The 20891-nt window shown below is 65.4% G+C and carries 23 protein-coding genes and 1 other RNA gene; 12 read left to right on the forward strand and 12 right to left on the reverse strand.

Annotated elements, in window-relative coordinates; translation table 11 throughout:
• Positions 1-107: 107 nt before the first annotated feature.
• The gene (locus RSE14_RS06825; protein WP_324076548.1) at positions 108-545 is read right to left on the reverse strand and encodes a VOC family protein; all 438 of its coding nucleotides are present in this window, start codon (positions 543-545) and stop codon (positions 108-110) included.
• A 198-nt stretch (positions 546-743) separates the two neighbouring features.
• Here RSE14_RS06825 and RSE14_RS06830 point away from each other — a divergent pair, with 198 nt between their 5' ends.
• The 3 genes from RSE14_RS06830 (at position 744) to RSE14_RS06840 (ending at position 3816) form a co-directional block, all read left to right on the forward strand.
• The gene (locus RSE14_RS06830) at positions 744-1499 is read left to right on the forward strand and encodes an SIMPL domain-containing protein (protein ID WP_324076550.1); all 756 of its coding nucleotides are present in this window, start codon (positions 744-746) and stop codon (positions 1497-1499) included.
• A gap of 145 nt (positions 1500-1644) precedes the next feature.
• Positions 1645-2451 (forward strand): metallophosphoesterase family protein, encoded by an 807-nt coding sequence (locus RSE14_RS06835; protein WP_324076852.1) that lies wholly within the window; start codon positions 1645-1647, stop codon positions 2449-2451.
• 54 nt (positions 2452-2505) lie between these two features.
• Positions 2506-3816: a UDP-glucose dehydrogenase family protein gene (locus tag RSE14_RS06840; RefSeq protein WP_324076552.1), complete on the forward strand. Its 1311-nt coding sequence runs from the start codon at positions 2506-2508 to the stop codon at positions 3814-3816.
• Here RSE14_RS06840 and RSE14_RS06845 read toward each other — a convergent pair.
• The 8 genes from RSE14_RS06845 to RSE14_RS06880 form a co-directional block, all read right to left on the reverse strand.
• A complete protein-coding gene (locus RSE14_RS06845; protein WP_324076554.1) occupies positions 3813-4601 on the reverse strand; it encodes a TspO-related membrane protein in 789 nt (262 codons plus the stop codon). The genes RSE14_RS06840 and RSE14_RS06845 overlap by 4 nt on opposite strands.
• A gap of 173 nt (positions 4602-4774) precedes the next feature.
• Positions 4775-5184: RNase P RNA component class A (gene rnpB, locus RSE14_RS06850), an RNA gene on the reverse strand.
• 45 nt (positions 5185-5229) lie between these two features.
• A complete protein-coding gene (gene aqpZ, locus RSE14_RS06855; RefSeq protein ID WP_324076853.1) occupies positions 5230-5922 on the reverse strand; it encodes an aquaporin Z in 693 nt (230 codons plus the stop codon).
• 93 nt (positions 5923-6015) lie between these two features.
• A complete protein-coding gene (locus tag RSE14_RS06860) occupies positions 6016-6861 on the reverse strand; it encodes a hypothetical protein (protein ID WP_324076556.1) in 846 nt (281 codons plus the stop codon).
• Positions 6858-7379 (reverse strand): hypothetical protein, encoded by a 522-nt coding sequence (locus RSE14_RS06865; protein ID WP_324076557.1) that lies wholly within the window; start codon positions 7377-7379, stop codon positions 6858-6860. Before RSE14_RS06865 ends, RSE14_RS06860 begins: the two co-directional genes overlap by 4 nt.
• Positions 7380-7384: 5 nt before the next feature.
• Entirely contained in the window at positions 7385-8113 is a 729-nt protein-coding gene (locus RSE14_RS06870) for an N-acetylmuramoyl-L-alanine amidase (protein WP_324076559.1), read from the reverse strand.
• 11 nt (positions 8114-8124) lie between these two features.
• Positions 8125-8778 (reverse strand): histidine phosphotransferase family protein, encoded by a 654-nt coding sequence (locus tag RSE14_RS06875; protein ID WP_324076561.1) that lies wholly within the window; start codon positions 8776-8778, stop codon positions 8125-8127.
• 9 nt (positions 8779-8787) lie between these two features.
• Positions 8788-9486 (reverse strand): Mov34/MPN/PAD-1 family protein, encoded by a 699-nt coding sequence (locus RSE14_RS06880; protein ID WP_324076563.1) that lies wholly within the window; start codon positions 9484-9486, stop codon positions 8788-8790.
• Positions 9487-9593: 107 nt separating this feature from the next.
• On the opposite strand from RSE14_RS06880, the gene RSE14_RS06885 reads away from it, so the two are divergent.
• On the forward strand, positions 9594-10505 hold the full coding sequence (locus tag RSE14_RS06885; RefSeq protein ID WP_324076564.1) for an RluA family pseudouridine synthase: 912 nt from the start codon (positions 9594-9596) through the stop codon (positions 10503-10505).
• Between the two features lie 123 nt (positions 10506-10628).
• Entirely contained in the window at positions 10629-11534 is a 906-nt protein-coding gene (gene rpoH / locus RSE14_RS06890) for an RNA polymerase sigma factor RpoH (RefSeq protein ID WP_324076565.1), read from the forward strand.
• A gap of 81 nt (positions 11535-11615) precedes the next feature.
• Here rpoH and RSE14_RS06895 read toward each other — a convergent pair whose 3' ends face one another.
• Positions 11616-12947: a M20 metallopeptidase family protein gene (locus tag RSE14_RS06895; RefSeq protein WP_324076566.1), complete on the reverse strand. Its 1332-nt coding sequence runs from the start codon at positions 12945-12947 to the stop codon at positions 11616-11618.
• A gap of 103 nt (positions 12948-13050) precedes the next feature.
• Here RSE14_RS06895 and mtgA point away from each other — a divergent pair, with 103 nt between their 5' ends.
• From mtgA to RSE14_RS06930, 7 genes are all read left to right on the forward strand, one after another.
• Positions 13051-13722: a monofunctional biosynthetic peptidoglycan transglycosylase gene (gene mtgA, locus RSE14_RS06900; RefSeq protein WP_324076567.1), complete on the forward strand. Its 672-nt coding sequence runs from the start codon at positions 13051-13053 to the stop codon at positions 13720-13722.
• A 7-nt stretch (positions 13723-13729) separates the two neighbouring features.
• Complete coding sequence (locus RSE14_RS06905; RefSeq protein WP_324076569.1) at positions 13730-14686, forward strand: cation diffusion facilitator family transporter; 957 nt, start codon at positions 13730-13732, stop codon at positions 14684-14686.
• Positions 14686-15273, forward strand: a complete 588-nt coding sequence (locus RSE14_RS06910; RefSeq protein WP_324076571.1) for a sigma-70 family RNA polymerase sigma factor — start codon at positions 14686-14688, stop codon at positions 15271-15273. The genes RSE14_RS06905 and RSE14_RS06910 overlap by 1 nt, the downstream gene beginning before the upstream one ends.
• The gene (locus RSE14_RS06915) at positions 15270-16067 is read left to right on the forward strand and encodes an anti-sigma factor (protein ID WP_324076573.1); all 798 of its coding nucleotides are present in this window, start codon (positions 15270-15272) and stop codon (positions 16065-16067) included. The genes RSE14_RS06910 and RSE14_RS06915 overlap by 4 nt, the downstream gene beginning before the upstream one ends.
• A gap of 140 nt (positions 16068-16207) precedes the next feature.
• Positions 16208-16765, forward strand: a complete 558-nt coding sequence (locus RSE14_RS06920) for a fasciclin domain-containing protein (RefSeq protein ID WP_324076575.1) — start codon at positions 16208-16210, stop codon at positions 16763-16765.
• Between the two features lie 104 nt (positions 16766-16869).
• Positions 16870-17816 (forward strand): IS630 family transposase gene (locus RSE14_RS06925; RefSeq protein ID WP_324072659.1). Its coding sequence is split into 2 segments (ribosomal slippage): positions 16870-17206 and positions 17206-17816, totalling 948 coding nucleotides; the frame shifts between segments, so codons are not numbered across the junction.
• A gap of 342 nt (positions 17817-18158) precedes the next feature.
• The gene (locus RSE14_RS06930) at positions 18159-18524 is read left to right on the forward strand and encodes an endonuclease domain-containing protein (protein ID WP_324076576.1); all 366 of its coding nucleotides are present in this window, start codon (positions 18159-18161) and stop codon (positions 18522-18524) included.
• 144 nt (positions 18525-18668) lie between these two features.
• On the opposite strand, the gene clpX is transcribed toward RSE14_RS06930, so the two are convergent.
• Together clpX and RSE14_RS06940 are read right to left on the reverse strand one after the other, a co-directional pair.
• The gene (gene clpX, locus RSE14_RS06935) at positions 18669-19934 is read right to left on the reverse strand and encodes an ATP-dependent Clp protease ATP-binding subunit ClpX (protein WP_324076579.1); all 1266 of its coding nucleotides are present in this window, start codon (positions 19932-19934) and stop codon (positions 18669-18671) included.
• Positions 19935-20132: 198 nt separating this feature from the next.
• Complete coding sequence (locus RSE14_RS06940; protein WP_324076581.1) at positions 20133-20837, reverse strand: ATP-dependent Clp protease proteolytic subunit; 705 nt, start codon at positions 20835-20837, stop codon at positions 20133-20135.
• Positions 20838-20891: the final 54 nt, after the last annotated feature.

The following is a 20891-nucleotide window of genomic DNA, read 5'->3' on the forward strand; positions in this document are numbered from 1 at the left end:
CCCGTTCAGTCCGGTAAACTATCGCGGACTGGCGGGGGATGCAACGGGGCCTGTTATTTTAATGGTTTAGGGCCGATTTACTGTCAGGCTGTGCGGGCGGGCCCGCTTTACCAGGTGCCGGTATTGGGCATGCTGGCCCAGGGCTCGGCCGGTTCGAGATAGCCTTCCTGCAGCAGTTCGATCGAAATGCCGTCGGGCGATTTGACGAAGGCCATGTGCCCATCGCGCGGGGGACGGTGGATGATGTGGCCAGCCTCGGCCAGCGCCGCGCAGGTCTCGTAGATATTCTCGACCCGGTAGGCGAGGTGCCCGAAATTGCGTCCGCCATCATAGTCCTCGCCCGCGCTGCCATCGGCGGGCGGCCAGTTATAGGTAAGCTCGACCTCGGCAATGCCCTCCTGCCCCGGCGCGGCAAGGAAGATCAGGGTGAACCGCCCCGCCTCGACATCGAAGCGCCGCACTTCCTCCAGCCCGATGAGCTTGAAGAAATCGACCGTCGCCTGCGGATCGGTGACGCGGATCATGGAGTGGAGGAATTTGGTCATCTTTGTTTGCGCGCGCCTTCGCGCGCGATCTCCTCGCTCATTGCTCGCTTCGCTCGCATCGCTGCGGGCGGCCGTTCGGCCTTGCGGCCCTGCGGGCCGATGGCTGCCTCAGCATACGTTGCCCCCAATCTTATTCAAACTCGATTCATCGACACTGATGCACAACTCGTCGCACCAACTCTTACGGGGGACAATGCGATGAGCGGCGATGATGTGCAACCGGTGAATGCGGCCAGCAGCTTTCTGGGCGAACATGCAACCCAGCGCTGGTTCGGCACGGCGGCGATTGTTTCGCTGGGGCTCGTCGCGGGCGGATATCTGCTCGGCAACGGCTTGCTGCGCGCCAAGGATGCCGAGCGCGCGGTGACGGTGCGCGGCTTGGCCGAGCGCGATGTCACCGCCGATCTTGCCACCTGGACGATTTCCTACTCGACCACCTCGACCGATCTCGGCGCAGCGCAAGCGAAAGTGCGCGCCGATACCGCGACGATCGAGACCTTCTTCAAGGAGCTGGGCTTCCCCGCCGATGCGCTCCAGCCGACCGGCGCGAACGTGTCGAGCAGCACCGACCAGAACGGCATCACCAGCTACACCGTGCGCCAGCGGCTGGCGCTGCGCACCCATGATATCGCCCGCGCGCAGAAGGCGGTCGCCCGGCAGTTCGATCTCGTCAGCCGCGGGGTGTTTCTGGAGGAGGGCTCGGGCATGGCCTACACCTTCACCAAACTGAACGACATCAAGCCCGAAATGGTGGCCGAGGCGACCAAGGACGCGCGCGCTGCGGCCCAGCAGTTCGCCAAGGATTCGGACTCGGGCGTCGGCAAGATCCGCGACGCGACCCAGGGCTATTTCGAAGTCGCCGCGCGCGACGGCGATACCGGCGGCTGGGGCATGGCCGACAGCCCCTACAAGAAGGTGCGCGTGGTCACCACGGTCAGCTTCTCGCTCGACTGATCGCAAGCGCGCCCGCCTTCGGGCGAGGATTTCGCACCGCTGGTCGCACGCCCGCGCTCCCGTGTTGCACTCTCGCCCGTCACCCTCTATGCGCCGTCCTCCCTCGGGAGAGGGGCGCTGCACCACCGGAAAACCGCCGTTCGTCATGTTCCAGAAATTGCGCGACATGTTCCGTTCCAAGCCTGCACCGAAGCCGCCTTCGGTGCCCGAGGGCATGCGCTATTACGTGATCGGCGATATTCACGGACGGCTCGACCTCTACGAGGCGATGATCGCTGCCATCGAGGCCGATGATAGCGCCGCGCCGCCGGCCGAAACGCGCATCGTGCTGCTCGGCGATCTGGTCGATCGCGGGCCGGACAGCGCCGGGGTGATCGCCCGCACCCGCCAGTGGCAGCAGACCCGGCGCGTGCGCGTGCTCGCAGGCAATCACGAGGAGATGTTCCTCTCCGCCTTCGAAAAGCCCGAGGCCCTGCGCCACTTCCTGAAGCATGGCGGGCGCGAGACGGTGCTGAGCTACGGCTTGTCGAAGAAGCAGTTTGCGACGCTCGACCTCGACGAGATGTTCGCGCGCCTGCCCAAGCTGGTGCCTGCCGAAGACCGCGAATATCTCGCCGGGTTCGAGACCATGATCCGCGCGGGCGACTATGTCTTCGTCCATGCCGGGATCGATCCGTCCCGCCCGCTCGGCGAACAGAAGCGCAGCGACCTCTTGTGGATCCGCGAGCGTTTCCTCAGCCACGAAGGCCCGCTCGAAAAGGTGGTGGTCCACGGCCACACGATCTTCGAGCGTGTCATGGATTGCGGCAACCGCATCGGCATTGATACTGGCGCTTTCCGTTCGGGTGTGCTTACAGCGCTCGTGCTCGAAGGCGACCAGCGGCGGATCATCCAGACCCGCTCCGTCGATGGTGGCCCGGTCGAGACTTTCCACGAGGAACAGGCGGCTTAGGGCCGGCTTTCGCGGGCAAGCCAATCTGGAACTTCCGGTCAGGGACAGCAGATCATGAAGATTGCGATGGTGGGTTCGGGCTATGTCGGGCTCGTGTCGGGGGCCTGCTTTGCCGATTTCGGCCATGATGTGGTCTGCATCGACAAGGATCAGAGCAAGATCGACCGCCTGCACGCCGGGATCATGCCGATCTACGAGCCGGGCCTTGATGCGCTGGTCGAAAGCAATGTGAAGGCCGGGCGCCTCAGCTTCACCACCTCGCTCGCCGAAGGGATCAAGGATGCCGCCGCGATCTTCATCGCTGTCGGCACCCCCAGCCGCCGCGGCGATGGCCATGCCGATCTCACCTTCGTCTACGAAGTCGCGCGCGAAGTGGGCGAGAGCCTGTCGGGTCCGGCGGTGATCGTCACAAAGTCGACCGTGCCCGTCGGCACCGGTGACGAGGTGGAGCGCATCATCCGCGAAACCGGCACCACCCAGACCTTCGCCGTCGTCTCCAACCCCGAATTCCTGCGCGAAGGCGCGGCGATCGGCGATTTCAAGCGGCCTGATCGCATCGTGATCGGCGCCGAGGACGAGTATGGCCGTGACGTCATGCGCGAGGTCTATCGCCCGCTGTTCCTCAATGAATCGCCGATCCTGTTCACCAGCCGCCGCACCAGCGAGCTGATCAAATACGCCGCCAACGCCTTCCTCGCGACCAAGATCACCTTCATCAACGAGATGGCCGATCTGTGCGAGAAGGTCGGCGCGAATGTGCAGGACGTCAGCCGCGGGATCGGGATGGACAACCGCATCGGGTCGAAGTTCCTCCACGCAGGGCCGGGCTATGGCGGCAGCTGCTTCCCCAAGGATACGCTCGCGCTGCTGAAAACCGCCGAGGATTACGACAGCCCGACGCGGATCGTCGAGGCCGTGGTCAAGGTCAACGACAGCCGCAAGCGCGCGATGGGCCGCAAGGTCGTCGATGCACTGGGCGGGATGGAAGCGGCGCGCGGCAAAAAGGCGGCGCTGCTCGGCCTCGCCTTCAAGCCCAACACCGATGACATGCGCGACAGCCCCGCGATTGCCGTGGCCCAGACGCTGATGGACGCGGGCGTCGAAGTGGCGGCCTATGATCCCGAAGGCATGGAACAGGCCCGCCCGCTGCTGCCGGATGTGACCATGTGCGACAGCCCCTATGCCGCCATCGAGGGCGCGGACGTGGTGGTGATCGTCACCGAATGGGACGCCTTCCGCGCGCTCGATCTTCGCCGCGTCAAGGAACTCGCCAAGGCCCCGGTGATGGTGGACCTGCGCAATGTCTACAAGCCCGAAGACATGCGCGCTGCGGGCTTTGAATATGTGAGCGTGGGTAGGAGTTAAGCGCCGAACCAGTGGCGGCGGTTGTCCGCCCTCAACAACTGAGAGACGAGCGCCGTAAGCACGATCACTCCGCCCGCCAGCGCCGCCCAGCCAATCGGCGCAAATTGCTGCCCGCCGCGCGCGTAGATCGCCAGCAGCGCCCAGCAGAACACCAGCCCGTAAAGCGGAGCGCCGCGCACCCTGACGGTGGCGAATGCGGCAATGCTGGCTCCGATCATAACCATAACTGCCGCTACCTCGGGCGCAGAATTGCCGCCGCCGACGCCGTAAAACTTGAGGGTGGCCGAGATGTTGACGATGCTTGCCGCAGTCAGCCATGCGGCCAGCGCGCTGAAAATCGGCGCGACCAGCCAGCGCTCTCCCCGCGACAGCGCTGGTGTGGCCACCAGCACACACAGCACGATCAACAAGGCGCCGAGCGAAACGAGGATGATCACTGCCGAAATCGCGGTAAGATTGGCGAACTGGGTATAGGTCGCCCACACGCCCTGCGCCGCGAGCGCGATGGCAGCAGGCCAGGCAATCCGCGCCACAAGCGGATTGTGGCGCTGGGCCGGAAGTGCCTGCCACAGCGCAAACACCGCCGAGAAAGTGAACAACGGTCCCCAGATCGCGAACGCCCAGCCAGCCGGGGTCACGAGCGTGCGCACACTATCAGACCGGCTGCCAATCGGCTCGCCCAGCCCGAGTTGAGGCAAGAAGGTCGCGCCGATCTGCACCACCACGGCCAAGATAACGGCAAGGCGCTGCAACAGCGGGCGGACGGCGGCGGGCATGTGATCCATGCCTCGACCCCTGCGGCGTTTTCGCGGCTACGGCAAGGCTCGACAGTGCAGACAGGGTCCGACCAGCCAACGGACCGGTCGCAAGGCCACGCGGCCGAGCCGCAGGCGATCAGGCCCGCAGGGCCTAAAGCTCGCCGAGGACGCTCGCTCGGAGGGGCGAGCGAAAAACAAACAACATCAGGGGGCCATCATAAGCCGGGTTCTGTCTCCCCGGGCGGTTTCCTTGCGGACCCACCCGTGGTGGCAGCCATTCATCTGGGCCGACGATTGCTCGACGGCTCTAGCAGCCAACCCGGGTCTCTCGGCGCGAAACACGCCTGCCGCTCTTGCGAGTGGCGCGAGACCCCTATTCGGCCTTGCTCCGGGTGGGGTTTGCCATGCGGACCCTGTTGCCAGCGCCCCGGTGCGCTCTTACCGCACCCTTTCACCCTTGCCTGTGCCCGAAAGCCATCGGCGGTTTGCTCTCTGTGGCACTTTCCCTTGCGCCCCCGAAGGGACGCCGGCGGGCGTTACCCGCCACCCTTGTTTCGTGGAGCCCGGACTTTCCTCGCACTTTCGCACGCGGCTGCCTCAGGCCCCCTGACGAGCGCGCATATAGGCGCGCCCGGCGGGTTTGGCAAAAGCGCTCTTAGTCCGTCCCGTCGGACAGCAGCAGCTTCCACACCAGCGCGCCAATCGCCGCGCCCGCCAGCGGGGCGACCCAGAACAGCCACAGCTGGCTCACCGCGGCCGTCTCGGCATAGAAGGCCACGCTGGTCGAACGCGCCGGATTGACCGAGGTGTTGGTCACCGGAATCGAAATGAGGTGGATGAGCGTGAGCGCGAGGCCGATCGCGATCGGGGCAAAGCCCGCCGGGGCCTTGGACGAGGTCGAGCCGAGGATCACGATCAGGAACATCGCGGTCAGCACCACTTCGATCACCAGCGCCGAGAGCATCGAATAGCCGCCCGGCGACAGCTCGCCATAGCCGTTCGAGGCAAAGCCGCCCGCGGCAAACTCCGGCGCGCCGCTGGCGATCACGAAGAGCACGCCCGCCGCGCAGAACGAGCCGAGCACCTGCGCGGCCCAGTAAGGCACGAGGTCTGCCCAGCCGAAGCGCCCGCCGATCGCAAGGCCAAGGCTCACCGCCGGGTTGAAATGCCCGCCCGATATCCCGCCCACGGTGTAGGCCATGGTCAGCACGGTGAGGCCGAAAGCCATCGAAACGCCGACAAAGCCGATCCCCAGCTCAGGAAAGCCCGCCGCCAGCACCGCCGATCCGCAGCCCCCGAACACCAGCCAGAAGGTCCCGAAAAACTCGGCCGCAAGTTTCTTCGTCATCATGTCATAATCCCCCATGTGTTTTGCAGATGATTACCCGGATGTTCGCTGGAGATTGTCGCATTTTCGACAATTCCTTCATGCACCCCACGCTTAACGTTTGCGGCAGTCATAGGAGCGCGAAAAGCGCTGGCGGCCGATGAGCTCGCACTTCCCGATGGGGCGCACCGATCCGTCAGGATACTTCACCGCCAAGCGCTCGAAACCGGAGAGCGAGACATTGATCGTCTGGTCGGTGCTGATGCCGGTGGGCGCACCGCCGAACAGGATGCGCAGGGGTTTCGAGCCGCCTGTAACCTTGACCGCAATCGAATTGCGCTCCTCGCAGCCGGTCAGCAGGCAGCCGGCTCGCTCGGCGAATGTGCGGGGCCTTACCAGCCCGCCGAGCATTCCGCCGAACACCCCGCCGATCACTGCGCCCATCATCCCGTTATCCCCATTCTCCTGCAACTCGGGAACGCTGGCCTGATCGGCCACATAGTGGTTCGCATCGTCGATCCGGATCATGCCGCAGACCGGATGGATCCCCGCGGAATCGAACAGCTCCGCCGCCTTGATCCATTGCGGCTGTTCGAGCGTGACGGCCTCGCCCTCCTTCTTGATGACGAACAGGTCGCGGAAGACCGCGAACTTGCGCGTGCCGTCGGGCAGGATGACTTCGCTCTCCGCAAGGGCATGGCGGCCGCAATCGCTGCGGGCGGAAAAGCTGGCAAGGGTGACGGCCTTGAGCTCGCAGGACTTGCCTTCACCCTCGGCGCAGTCTGCCAGCCGCATGCTGATGATGTTCGCCTTGAGCAGTTGCTCCGCGCTCGGCGGCGCGGGGGTGGCAGCAACTGTGCTCGCGGGGGCGCGCTTTTTCTTGGCCGGGGCGGTTTGGGCCTCGGCGCCCGCACCCATGGCCAGCGCGAGCGCCGCCCCTATCCAGCCCAGAGTTCTCATTCCCCCCTCCGTTCCGCTGCCGCCTCGGAGAAAATGACGAAGTTCACCAGCTCGGTAAAGATGCACATCAGCGTCAGCACAAGGAAGATCGCCTGCATTTCAATGAACTGGCTGATCTTTTGGAGATCGAACGGCTGGGTCGAAATGATGAACGCCAGGGCATACTCGCCGCGCAGGCCGGAAAAGATGCTCACGAAAGCGCAGACAAACGTGCCGAGGAAGAACACCGCGTGCCGGACCTTCGCGCTGCCGGCGACCTCCTGCCGAAAGATGAGCCAGGCCGCGACCATCATCCCGATCCCCATGCCGAGCATGTCGCGGATCAGGCCGGCAACAACATTCGGCGTTTCCGAGCGCATGGCCTCGGGCACGGCAACGCCTTCGATCAGGCCCTGGGGCAGCAGCGCGCGCGACACCAGGGCGATGATGATGAGGGGCGACAGGAAAGCGGCCAGCAGCGCCAAAAGGCCAAGCATCGGCCGATCCCTCAATGCTCTGACAGGTCCGGCGTCGGTCATCGAGATTACCGCGTGCGGCCCTGATCGCGGTCGAGCAGCAATTGCCACAGGATCGCGGCGATCTCGCCGTCGGGGATGCCGGTGATGTGTTCGGGCCGCCAGCGCCGCTCGAAGGCCTCGACGGCCTTGGCCTGATCGGTGATGTCGTAGCCGAAGCGTTCCAATGCGAGGAAGAAGCTGCCCTCGTTGTGGAAGGGGTTTCCGGCCGCCAGACATTGCGGGCGCGGCAGGCACAGCTTGTATTCGGCCAGCCGCTCCCACGGGAAGAGCTCGCCCGGATCGACCTTGCGCATCGGCGCCACATCGGAATGGCCCACCACATTGGCGCGCGGAATGTCGTATTGCTTGACGATCCGCGCCAGCAGCGGGATCAGCGCGTCGATCTGGGGCTGGGCAAAGCCGCGATAGCCCCCGTTCTCGGGCGCATGGCCGGGGTGATCGAGCTCGATCCCGATGCTGGCCGAATTCACATCGGGAATACCGCGCCAGTAGCTCGCGCCTGCGTGCCACGCGCGCCGGTCTTCGGGCACGAGGCGGATCACCTCGCCCGCTTCCGAAATGCAGTAATGCGCGCTGACCGAGGCGGCGGGATCGCACATCCGCGCCAGCGCGGTCTCGATCGGCTTCATCTCGGTATAGTGGATCACCACCATTGAGATCGGCAGCGTGCGCTCCCCGTGGTTGGGCGAGAGCGCCTCGCGGTGAACCAGTTCGTCTCCCGTGCCCCCCGACATGAAAGACGCCTCTAGCCGATCATGCCGTCAGGCTCGGGCAGCACCGCGCCCAGCACCAGCACCCCGTCGGCGAGCTTGTACTGGAGGCCGCCCTCCATTTCCTCGGCGACGACCGCGATCATGTGGGCAGCAGCGGTGCGGCTGGTGATCTCGCCCTCCGCCAGATCGCCCTGAAGCGCGCGACCGATATTCTCGTCAAAGGCGATCCGGTCTCCGCGCGCACGCGCGACGATCTCCACCGCCCCGTCGCGGCGTTCGGCCCCGATATCGAGCGTGCCGCCGCGCACCAGCGCGTCCAAGGCGATCTGCGCGAGGTTCAGCAGCACCTTCACCGCCGGCTTGGGCAGGCTCGGATCGGCAATCGCCCAGTTGATTTCGATGCGCTTGTTATCGGCGGCCAGCGCCTCGATCACGGCCTTGGCCTCGTCGATCGGGATCGCCTCGCCGAACCCGCCTGCCGCGCCGAAAGCAAGGCGGAAGAACTTCAGCTTGTCGGTGCTGATGCGGGCCGAATGTTCGAGCAGCTCCATGCAGCGCGCGCGCATTTCCGGGTCCTGCTCGTCCGCCAGCAGTTCCAGCCCGTTGGCGAGCGCGCCGACCGGCGAGAGCATGTCATGGCACAGGCGCGAACACAGCATCGCGGCGAGATCGGTTTGCGAGATCATGTGCCTTTCCTAACCATCGCAAGACGTAAAGGGAAGTGCGACAAACCCCTGTTCCCCGTCCTTCCAGAACCTTACGTCGTCCCCCGCGAGGATCGCCCAGACGCGGCCATCGCCCGCAGCACAGGACCGGTCGGTCGCCGAAGGCTCGGGCGGGCCTGCGGGATGCGAGTGGAAATAGCCCAGCACTTGCTGGCCGCCGCTGCGCGCCGCGCGGTGCGCATCGACCAGCGCCTGCGGATCGATCTCGAAATGGGTTTCTGGCGAGGGATGGACATTGGCGGTCACGCGCGCCTCGGTGATGCGCGTGCCCTCGCCCAGCAACAGCCCGCAGGCCTCGCGCGGATGGGCAGCGCGGGCTGCGACGCGCATGGTTTCGAGGGCTTGAGCAGAAACCTCCACACCCGTTCGCCCTGAGCTTGTCGAAGGGCCGTCTTTCTTCCTGGCGTAACGCGAAACGGCCTCCCAATCGCCCCGGATCAGCGCCAGCTTCTTCGCCCGCGAGCAGCCCTTGATCTGCAATTCTGCGGCCACCGCTTCGTGACGAGTCGGGAAATCCTGTGACCACACCAGTTCCACGGGCAATTTGTCGCTGGTAAATCCGGGCAAGGCACCCGACTTGTGCTGCGCTACGCGCCGCTCAAGATCATCGGTGTGACCCGTGTAGAACTTGCCGCCGCGGCAGTGAAGCATATAGGCCCAGAACGCCATGCATAACGGCTAAGTGAAAGACGGCCCTTCGACAAGCTCAGGGCGAACGGAGTTAGGTTCGGGTGGTGGCAGATATTGAGCGAGCCGAGATTCTGGAAGGGTCTGTCATGTCCCCAGCCCGCCTCGACAAGGCGCTGGCCGAAGCGACCGGGCTCTCCCGCGCGCGGGTGCAGGGGTTGATTGATGAAGGCCGGGTCGATGTCGCAGGCAAGACCGCCACCTCGGCCTCGATGAAGGTGGGCGCAGGCGCGCCCTTCCGCATCATCCTTGCCGCCGCCATGCCGGCCGAGGCGCAGGCGGAGGATATCCCGCTCACCATCGCCTATGAGGACGCGCATCTGATCGTGATCGACAAGCCTGCGGGCATGGTTGTCCATCCGGCGGTGGGCAACATCACCGGCACACTGGTCAACGCGCTGCTGCACCATTGCCGGGGCAATCTTTCGGGCATCAACGGCGTGGCGCGCCCCGGCATCGTCCACCGGATCGACAAGGACACCTCGGGCCTCATCGTGGTCGCCAAGTCGGACGCCGCGCATGAAGGGCTTGCCGTGCAGTTCGCCGCGCACACCGTCCACCGCCGCTACATCGCGGTCTGCGCCGGGCACCCCTCGCCCGCCACCGGCACGATCGACGCGCGCATCGGCCGCTCGGACGCGGACCGAAAGAAAATGACGGTGCTCCCAAACAATTCCTCACGCGGCAAAAGCGCGGTCACCCATTACACCGTGATCGAACGGCTGGATGATGCTGCCGTGATCGAATGCCGGCTGGAAACCGGCCGCACCCACCAGGTGCGCGTTCACTGTGCGTCAATCGGCCATCCGCTATTGGGAGACCCTGCCTATGGCCGCACACCCAAATCCCTTCGCCCGCTGCTGGAGCGACTCGGCTTCGCCCGGCAGGCGCTTCACGCCGCCGAACTGGGGTTCATCCACCCGCTGACCGGCGAGATGGTTCAATTTCGGAGCAATCTGCCCGACGACATGGCGGAACTCATCGACCAACTGCGACATTGAAATCGATGAATTGCGCATACAACTGACAGATTCTCGCGTATATCCGTAACCCGTGGCCCAGATCACGGGATGCCCATCAGGGGTCCCGTGCAAGCGGTCGACGCTAGAAAGGTTAGGTAACAAGTGACCAAGTCGAAAAGTCCTTCGGTCCCGGCCCTCAGCGGTGAGCAGAGCCTCAACCGCTATCTGTCCGAGATTCGCAAGTTCCCGGTGCTGACGGCCGAGCAGGAATATATGCTCGCCAAGCGCTATCAGGAACATGAAGACCCCGATGCCGCCGCCCAGCTGGTGACCAGCCACCTGCGTCTCGTCGCGAAGATCGCGATGGGTTACCGCGGCTATGGCCTGCCGGTCGCCGATCTCATTTCGGAAGGCAATGTGGGCCTGATGCAGGGCGTCAAGAAGTTCGAGCCCGATCGCGGCTTCCGCCTCGCGACCTACGCGATGTGGTGGATCAAGGCCTCGATCCAGGAATATATCCTGCGTTCGTGGAGCCTCGTGAAGATGGGCACCACCGCCGCGCAGAAGAAGCTGTTCTTCAACCTGCGCCGGATGAAGAAGAACCTCGACGCTTACGAGGACACTGATCTGCACCCGGACGATGTCACCAAGATCGCCACCGATCTGGGCGTGCCCGAGCAGGAAGTCGTCAACATGAACCGCCGCATGATGATGGGCGGCGACGGCTCGCTCAACACGCCGATGCGCGGGGGCGAGGAAGGCTCGGGCGAATGGCAGGACTGGCTGACGGATGATCGTCCGTTGCAGGACGAGACCGTGGCCGAGGCCGAGGAATCGCAGATGCGCCACCAGATGCTGGCCGAAGCGATGGACAGCCTCAACGAGCGTGAGCGCCACATCCTCGTCGAACGCCGCCTCTCGGAAAAGCCGCAGACGCTGGAGGAACTCTCGCAGACCTACGACGTCAGCCGCGAACGCATCCGCCAGATCGAAGTGCGCGCTTTCGAGAAGCTCCAGAAGGCGATGCAGCGCATCGCGGGCGAGCGCCTGCTGCCCGGAATGGCGTAAGGCACCTTCGGTCCGACCCCACGAAAAAGGGCGCCGCGAGTGATCGCGGCGCCCTTTTCATGTGGCGAACCCGGCCCGCGCCTACTTCTTCTTGCCCGCCAGATCCATCACGGCCGCGACCATCGCCCGCGCGCCGAGCGTGATGCTCTCGCGTGGCGCGATCTGGAACAGCGGGGAGTGGTGCCCGGCAATCGCCGGTCCGCCCGCCTTGGCCGCCGCGATCCGCTCGGGCGTGGTGCCGCCCACCGCGAAGTAATAGCCCGGCACGCCCGTGTCCGGCGCGACGAAATAGGTGAAGTCCTCCGCGCCCATGTTCTGCTGCGCGAAAGGCACCACGGCCTGCGCACCCAGTTCGCGCGCCATGACGGCATTGAGGCGGCGGGCGAGCGCGGGATCATTGTTGGTCACCGGCGTCCCCGACCCGCGCATCACCTTCACCGGCAGGTTATCGGGCAGGCCATGCGCCTTGCCGATATTGACCGCGATCCGCTCGATCGTGGCGATCACCTGTTCGCGGGTTTCCTCCTCGTTGGCGCGCACCGTGACCTGAAGCCGCGCCTCGTCGGAGATGATGTTGTGCTTGGAGCCGGCGTGGAACGAACCGATCGTCACCACCACCGGCTTCAGCGGCGAAATCTCTCGCGAATCAATGGATTGCAGCGCGGTGACAATCTGCGAGGCGATATAGACCGGATCGCGCCCGAGATGGGGGGCCGCGCCGTGTGTGCCGATGCCTGGCACCATGATGTCGAGCGAATCCGAGCTCGAATACTGGATGCCCTCGGACGCGGAGACCTTGCCCGTCTCGAGATCAGCGGCGACGTGGAACGCCAGCGCATAGTCGGGCTTGCCGAAGCGGGTGTAGAGCCCGTCCTCCATCATCGCCTTGGCCCCGCGCACGCCTTCCTCGGCGGGCTGGACGACGAACATCAGCGTGCCGCTCCACTGCCCCTTGGTGGCAACCAGCCGCCGCGCGGTGGCGATCATCGCGGTGATGTGGGTGTCATGCCCGCAGGCGTGCATGGTGGGATATTCCTTGCCATCCTCGCCCACCTGCTTCGCCTTCGAGGCATAGGGCAGGCCCGATTTCTCCTCGACCGGCAGCCCGTCCATATCGGCGCGGATCAGGATCGTCGGGCCCTTGCCGTTGCGCAGCATGCCGACCACGCCGGTCTTGCCGACGCCGGTGGTCACTTCAAGCCCGGCGGCCTTCAGTTCGGCGGCCATCTTCGCGGCGGTGCGGTTTTCGAGGAAGCCCATTTCCGGGTGCGCATGGAAATCGAGGAATAGCGGGGCGAGGTAGCTGTCATACTCGGCCTCGATCGCCTTTTTCGTGGCGAGCTCCTCGGCGAGGGCAGGCTGGGCGACAAGCGCGAGCGCAACGGCGCTGGCGGCGGAATGGAACAGGCGCATCGAATTCTCTCCCCATTGGCTTGCGGCCAGCTTGCCGCGCCCGCACCACCGGCGCAAGCACCGATGCTTCCCCGCCGCGCTTTGCTGCGCTAAGGCCCCCGACATGGTCAAAACCATCGCCACATATGTCGCCAAGGCCATCGCCGGTTTCGTCGGGTTGACGGTGGTGCTGGTGGTGGCCTTCAAGTGGCTCCCTGTCCCCGTCACCGCGACCATGCTGATGGACGAGAACGGCATCACCAAGGATTGGGAGAGCCTCGAAAACATCGACCGCAATCTGGTCTCCGCAGTGATCGCATCCGAAGATCAGCGCTTCTGCGAGCACTCCGGCTTCGACACCGAAGCGATCGAGCAGGCGATGCGTGCCAACATGGAAGGCGGCAAGATCCGCGGCGGATCATCGATCAGCCAGCAGACCGCCAAGAACGTCTTCCTGTGGCAGGGCGGCGGCTATGTCCGCAAGGCCTTCGAGGCGTGGTTCACCTTCTGGATCGAGCTCGTGTGGGGCAAGCGGCGGATCATGGAAGTCTATCTCAATGTCGCCGAAACCGGGATCGGCACCTATGGCGCCGAGGCCGGAGCGCAGCGCTATTTCGATCACTCCGCAGCGCGTATGAGCCGCGATGAGGCAAGCCGGATGGCCGCCGCTCTCCCCAGCCCCAAGAAGCGCGCGGTGAAGGGCCCGGGCGGGTGGCTCGCGCGCCACGGCAACCGCATCGAGCGGCGGATCGGGATCGTCAGGCGTGACGGGCTCGATGCTTGCGTCTACAACTGACGCAGCCATGGCTCACGCGCACGCCCATCACCACCATCACGGCCATGATCATGGGCATGATCACGCGCACTCGCACGGCCATTCGCACGGGCACCACCACCACGCCCCCGCCGATTTCGGCCGCGCCTTTGCCATCGGCATCGCGCTCAACACCGGTTTCGTGGCGATCGAGGCGGTGGCCGGGTTCCTCTATGGATCGATGGCGCTGGTGGCAGACGCCGGGCACAACCTGTCCGACGTGCTGGCGCTGGCGCTGGCATGGATCGCCAGCATCGCCGCCAAGCGACCCGCGACAGGCCGCTTCACCTATGGCTACAAGTCCTCGACCATCCTTGCAGCGCTCGCCAATGCCCTGCTGCTCGCCATCGCGATCGGGGCGATTTTGTTCGAGACCCTCCACCGGTTGACCGAGCCGCAGGCCCCCCAGCCAAGCGCGATGATGGCGGTGGCCGGGATCGGGATCGTGATCAACGCGTTGACGGCCATGCTGTTCATGCGCGGCCAGAGCGATCTCAATATCCGCGGAGCCTATCTGCACATGGCCGCCGATGCGCTGGTATCGGTGGGCGTGGTGCTGGCGGGCCTCGCGATCCTGCTCACCGGCCTTGTCTGGATCGACGCGGCGGTGAGCCTTGCCATCGTCGCAGTGATCGCATGGGGCACATGGGGCCTTGCGCGCGATAGCGTGGCGATGAGCCTGCTGGCCGCCCCGCCGGGGATCGAGCTTGCCGAGGTGCGCCGCCATCTCGCTGGCCTCGAAGGCGTGGCGGCGGTCCATGATCTCCATGTCTGGCCGATGTCGACCACCGAAACCGCATTGACCGCCCATCTGGTGATGCCGCAGCGCCCCGCCTCCGACGCCTTTCTGCACTCGGTCACCGAAGGCCTGCGCACCCGCTTTGGCGTGCATCATGCGACCATCCAGATCGAGAGCGGCGATACGCATTGCGGGGCAAGCTGCTGATGGCCGCCCTGCCCAGCACCACCCCGGATGACGCGCGCGACGCCCTGCGCGAGGCGATGGCGCGGCTCGCTGCGGGCGATCAGGCTGCGCTCGAAGTGATCTATCGCATGACGCGGGTGAAGCTGTTCGGCATCTGCCTGCGTATCTTGGGCGACAGGAAGGAAGCCGAGGACGCCTTGCAGGACGTCTATGTCAATTTGTGGCAGCGGGCAGACCGCTATGATCCCGCGCGGGCAAGCCCGATTTCGTGGCTGGCGACGTTCGCCCGCAACCGCGCGATTGATCGCCTGCGCACCGGCAAGGTGCGTGGCGGGGCGGTCGGGATCGAGGAAGCGGCACCCTTGCCTGATGAAAGCCCGCTAGCCGATGCACTGCTGGTCGATGCCGAACAGGCCGCGCAGATCCACAAGTGCATCGCCGGGCTCGACGCGCGCACGCAGACCCACATCCGCGCCGCCTTTTTCGACGGCAAGACCTATGCCCAACTGGCGGAGCAAGCGGGCGTGCCGCTCGGCACGATGAAGAGCTGGATCCGCCGCGGGCTGCAACGCCTGCGCGCCTGCCTTGAAGCGAGCGAGGCGGTATGAGCGGCCTCGAAAACTCCACCCCCGAGGATGATGTGACCCGCGACGATCCGGTGATCGCCGCCGAATGGGCGCTGGGCCTGCTCGAAGGCGAGGAACTGCTCGCCGCACGCGGGAAATATGCTTCCGATCCTGCCTTCGCATGGCGCAAGGAATGGTGGGACAACTGGTTTGCCCCCTGGACCGACGACATGGCGGACGCGGCGGAACCGGGCGATCACGTGTGGGACGGAATTGCCGCAAGGCTCGGCACCGGGGGCGCTGTCGCCGTGCCGCTGGCGAGCGCGGCTGCTGCGGGCGAGGTGATCGCGCTTCAGACCCGGCTGCGGCGCTGGCAATGGGCCGCGGGGATCAACTCGGCTGCCGCCGCCGTGGCGCTGGCGCTGCTGGCCTTTGCGCCGGGCAATTCGCCGGTGAGCGCGCCCGGCACCGCGCCTTCGCAAATCGCAGCGGCTGCGGCGCCGATGGTCGCCACCGTGCCGGTCGGCGATGCGGGCCTGCGGCTCGATGTCACCTACATCCCCGAAAGCGAGCAGATGCTGGTCGCCGCCATCGGGCTGAAGGCAGACGGGGTGCATGATCACGAATTGTGGCTGGTGCCCGCCGATGGCTCGCCGCTGCAATCACTGGGCGTGGTGGCTCCCGGCGAAGTGCGCAAGATGGTCCTCCCCGCTGCTGCCACCGCCAAGATGGGTGACGGCGCGAGCCTGGTGCTCACCCGCGAGCCGATTGGCGGCAAGCCGGAAGGCGTGGACGCGGGGCCGGTGGTGGCCAAGGGCGCCTTTACGCCTGTCTGACCCGCGCGCGCCTCGGCGCGTAAAAACGGCAATTCATCCGCATTAGCATTTTGTCTGCATCCGCTCCGGCGAGGAATCCGTAACGTCTCATGCAAGCGGGAGGGCTTGCATGCGTGACGTAACCCCCAAGGAGACCCCCGATGAACCCCAAGACCACTCTCACCGCCCTCGCCGCCGCCGCGCTTGCCGCTGCCACCGGATTTGCCGCCCTGCCCGCACTCGCGCACCAGCACGGCCACCACGCTGCTGCCACCCCGAATATCGTTGAAACCGCTGTCAGCACCGGCGTCCACACCACGCTGGTCGCCGCCGTGAAGGCCGCCGGCCTTGTCGACACCCTATCGAGTCCCGGCCCCTTCACCGTCTTCGCGCCGACCGACACCGCCTTTGCCAAGCTCCCCGCTGGCACGGTCGCCACGCTGGTGAAGCCGGAGAACAAGGGCCTGCTGACCACGATCCTCACCTACCACGCGGTGGTGGGCAAGGTGACCAGCGCCGATCTGGTCGCGCTGATCAAGAAGAGCGGCGGCGCTGCCAAGCTGACCACGGTGGCCGGCCAGACCCTGACCGCGCGCCTTTCGGGCGACAAGATCGTGATCACCGACGCCAAGGGCGGCACCACCGCCGTGACCACAGCCGACGTCGCGACCTCGAACGGCGTGATCCACGTGACCGACGGCGTGTTCCTGCCCGCCTGATCGACCTCTTTAGAGCGGTTTCCACACGATCTGATTCGTCAGGGATTCCCTTCGCGGCGCCGTTGTGATTCAGACTTCCTGCTGGTGGCAGGAGGCCAGCACGGATGGCACGAACGCTTTCACAGGATCTTCGGGACAGGGTCGTTGCAGCGATTGATGGCGGCCTGAGCTGCCACGCGGCGGCGGCGCGCTTTGGGGTCAGCGTGTCGAGCGCGATCCGCTGGCGGCGAAGAGCGCTTGAGCATGGCCGGGCCGTTGCCAAGCCGCGCGGCGGTGACCGGCATTCAGGCAAGATCGAAGCGCACGGCGGCTTCATTCGGGAGCTGATCGCCGAGCAAGGCGACATGACCCTGGTCGAGGTTCAGGCGCGGCTGATCGAGCGTGGGGCCCTGGTCGGTATCGGCACGGTGCATCGCTTCTTCGTGCGTCACGGGATCACGCGCAAAAAAAGACCGGCCACGCGATCGAGCAGGACCGTCCCGACGTCCTGAGGCAACGGCAGCATTGGTTCGACGGCCAGATCGATCTCGAACCCGAACGCCTCGTCTTCATCGACGAGACGTGGACCGCCACCAACATGACCCGCAGCCATGGCCGCTGCCCGAAGGGCGAGCGGCTGCGGATGGGCTTCCCGCACGGCCACCGCAAGACCACCACGCTGGTCGCGGGACTGCGAATGACCGGCATGGTCGCGCCGATGGTGCTGGACGGGCCGATCAACGGCGACTGGTTCGAAGCCTATGTGGCGCAGGTTCTGGTGCCCGAGTTGCAACCCGGTGACGTGGTCATCATGGACAACCTCTCGAGCCACAAACGGGCGGCAGTGAAGGAAAGGATCGAAGCGGCCGGTGCAACGCTGCGCTTCCTCCCGCCATACAGCCCGGACTTCAACCCTATCGAGAAGGCATTCTCCCGGCTCAAAGCCATGCTCCGCAAGGCGGGTGAGCGAACCGTCAGCGGGTTGTGGGACTTGATCGGCCGGCTCGTCGACATCTTCCAGCCTGCCGAATGCGCCAATTACTTCAAATCTTGCGGATATGAGCCGGAATGAATGGAAACCGCTCTAGCGCCGCTCTGTCTCCCCCATCCCCTCCAAGGGGCGGCGCTGCTAGCGACCCCGTCCGGCCTTCCTCCAGGGCCGGGCGGGGTTTTTTCGTGGAAGGGGGCAGTCCCTCCCCGTCACGGAGGGATGGGGAGGTGGCCGCGCGTCAGCGCGGTCGGAGGGGTAAGGCGGCAAGAAGATACCCCTCCGTCAGCCCTGCGGGCTGCCACCTCCCCCTTGCGTTGCAACGGGGAGGGACTTTCTGGTATTTGTCTGAAACACTTAGTCCCTCACCGTCCCGACGGGATGGGGAGGTGGCGCGCGCCGCATGACGCGTGACGGAGGGGTGAAATGCGCAAGAGCGACCACAATTACCCCGCCGCGCGTGCCCAGCGACAAAGTCCGAGCCTCCCCGAAGGCCTGCTGTGGCGCGAGCTGCGCGGCAAGGCGGGCGGGCTCAAGTTCCGCCGCCAGCATCCGGTCGGGCGCTATGTGCTCGATTTCTACTGCGCGGCGGCCAAGTGCGGCTTCGAGATCGACGGGATCGCGCATGACATGGGCGCGCTCCCGCAGCGCGATCGCGCGCGCGATGCGTGGCTGGGCGAGCAAGGCCTCAGGGTCGAGCACATCCCCGCCAGCGCCGTGCTGGGCGATCCGACGGGTGCGGCCGAGGCGATCGTGCGGCTGTGCAGGGGGATCATCGCGGGAGAGGCCTGATTGACCCCTCCGTCAGCCCTGCGAGCTGCCACCTCCCCATCCTTGCAGGACGGGGAGAGACGAAGAGCCGCCAAGTCCCTCCCCGTCCCAGAGGGATGGGTAGGGACGAAGAGGGCTGACCTTGGGGCTTCCCCCAGACCGTCCCTACGCCGCTTCTTCCTTCTTCTCGGCGCTGCCGATCACGCGGACCGGTTCCTTCTTGCCGGCGACCACATCGGCGTCGATCACGATTTCGGTCACGCCTTCCATGTCGGGCAGATCGAACATCGTATCGAGCAGCAGGCCCTCGACAATCGAGCGCAGCCCGCGCGCGCCGGTCTTGCGCTTGATCGCTCGCTCGGCAATCGCCTGCAGCGCGTCGGGGGTGAAGGTCAGCTCCACATCCTCCAGCTCGAACAGCTTGCGATACTGCTTCACCAGCGCGTTCTTGGGCTCCTGCAGGATCGTCACCAGCGCCGGCACGTCGAGATCGTGCAGCGTGGCGATCACCGGCAGACGGCCGACGAATTCGGGGATGAGGCCGAACTTGAGGAGATCCTCCGGCTCGGACTTTTCGAGCAGTTCGCCGACGCGGCGCTTGTCCGGATCAGCGACATGCGCGCCGAAGCCGATCGAGCGCTTCTGCAAGCGGTCAGCGATGATCTTGTCGAGACCGGCAAAAGCCCCGCCGCAGATGAACAGGATGTTCGTCGTGTCGACCTGCAGGAATTCCTGCTGCGGATGCTTGCGCCCGCCCTGCGGCGGCACGCTGGCGGTGGTGCCTTCCATCAGCTTGAGCAGCGCCTGCTGCACGCCCTCGCCCGACACGTCGCGGGTGATCGAGGGGTTTTCGGCCTTGCGGGTGATCTTGTCGATCTCGTCGATATAGACGATCCCGTGCTGGGCCTTCTCGACATTGTAGTCGGAGGCCTGGAGCAGCTTGAGGATGATGTTTTCGACGTCCTCGCCCACGTAGCCCGCTTCGGTCAGCGTGGTGGCATCGGCCATGGTGAAGGGCACGTCGAAGGTGCGCGCCAGCGTCTGCGCCAGCAGGGTCTTGCCGCTACCGGTGGGGCCGACGAGCAGGATGTTCGACTTGGCGAGTTCAACATCGCCCGCCTTGCCCGAGTGCTTCAGCCGCTTGTAGTGGTTGTGCACCGCGACCGAGAGGACGCGCTTCGCCCGGTCCTGACCGATCACGTAATCGTTCAGGGTGGTGAAGATATCCATCGGCGTGGGGATCTCGCCTTCCTTCTTGCCGGCGATCCCTGCCTTGGTTTCCTCGCGGATGATGTCGTTGCACAGCTCGACGCATTCATCGCAGATGAACACCGTGGGGCCGGCGATAAGCTTGCGCACCTCGTGCTGCGACTTGCCGCAGAAGCTGCAATAGAGGGTGCTCTTGCTGTCGGATCCGCTCAATTTGGTCATTCCTGTGTCCTCGACTCCGCGCGCAATAGCATGGCTAGCGCACAAGCGGATTCGATAAATGTATCTATGGCACCAGATGAATCAACATGGGGTGCGCGTTTTAATGCCTCCGGAGCGGAGCGGGATGCCCGGATATGCCCGAAAAAGCCCGGTGATCGGGGGCCTGTCCCGCCGCGGGGCAGCTGCGGGGAGAAGCCCTTAATCAGGAGCGCCGCCCGAGCCGTCCTCGCCCGAATTCTCTTCGATGTCGGGGCGGGTTTCGAACACCTTGTCCACCAGACCGAAGGCCTTGGCTTCCTCGGCTTCGAGGAAGGTGTCGCGGTCCATCGCCTTTTCGATCTCGTCGAGGCTGCGGCCGGTGAACTTGACGTAGAGATCGTTCATGCGGCTGCGGATGCGCAGGATCTCGCGCGCCTGAATCTCAATGTCGGACGCCATCCCGCGCGCACCGCCCGAAGGCTGGTGGATCATGATCCGCGCATTGGGGAGCGCGATGCGCATGCCCGGCTCACCCGCGGCGAGCAGGAAGCTGCCCATCGAAGCGGCCTGCCCGATGCACACGGTCGACACGCGCGGCTTGATATATTGCATGGTGTCGAAGATCGCGAGACCGGCCGTCACCACCCCGCCGGGCGAGTTGATGTACATCGAAATCGGCTTGCTGGGATTCTCGCTTTCGAGAAACAGCAGCTGGGCGACGATCAGCGAGGCCATCCCGTCTTCCACCTGTCCGGTGACGAAGACGATGCGTTCGCGCAGCAGGCGGCTGAAAATGTCGAAGGAGCGTTCGCCCCGGCTGGTCTGCTCGACCACCACAGGCACCAGCGCGCCGGTGAGCGGATCGCGGGTGAATTGCCCCTGGGTGCCGTAAGTATCGCCAGCGTTGCCGAACAGATCGATCATGGGATTTGCGTGTCCTTCGTAAGTTCCAGACAGGCTATGTCGGAGGCATGGGGG

This window comes from Erythrobacter sp. (assembly GCF_035194505.1).
Classification (GTDB): Bacteria; Pseudomonadota; Alphaproteobacteria; order Sphingomonadales; family Sphingomonadaceae; genus Erythrobacter.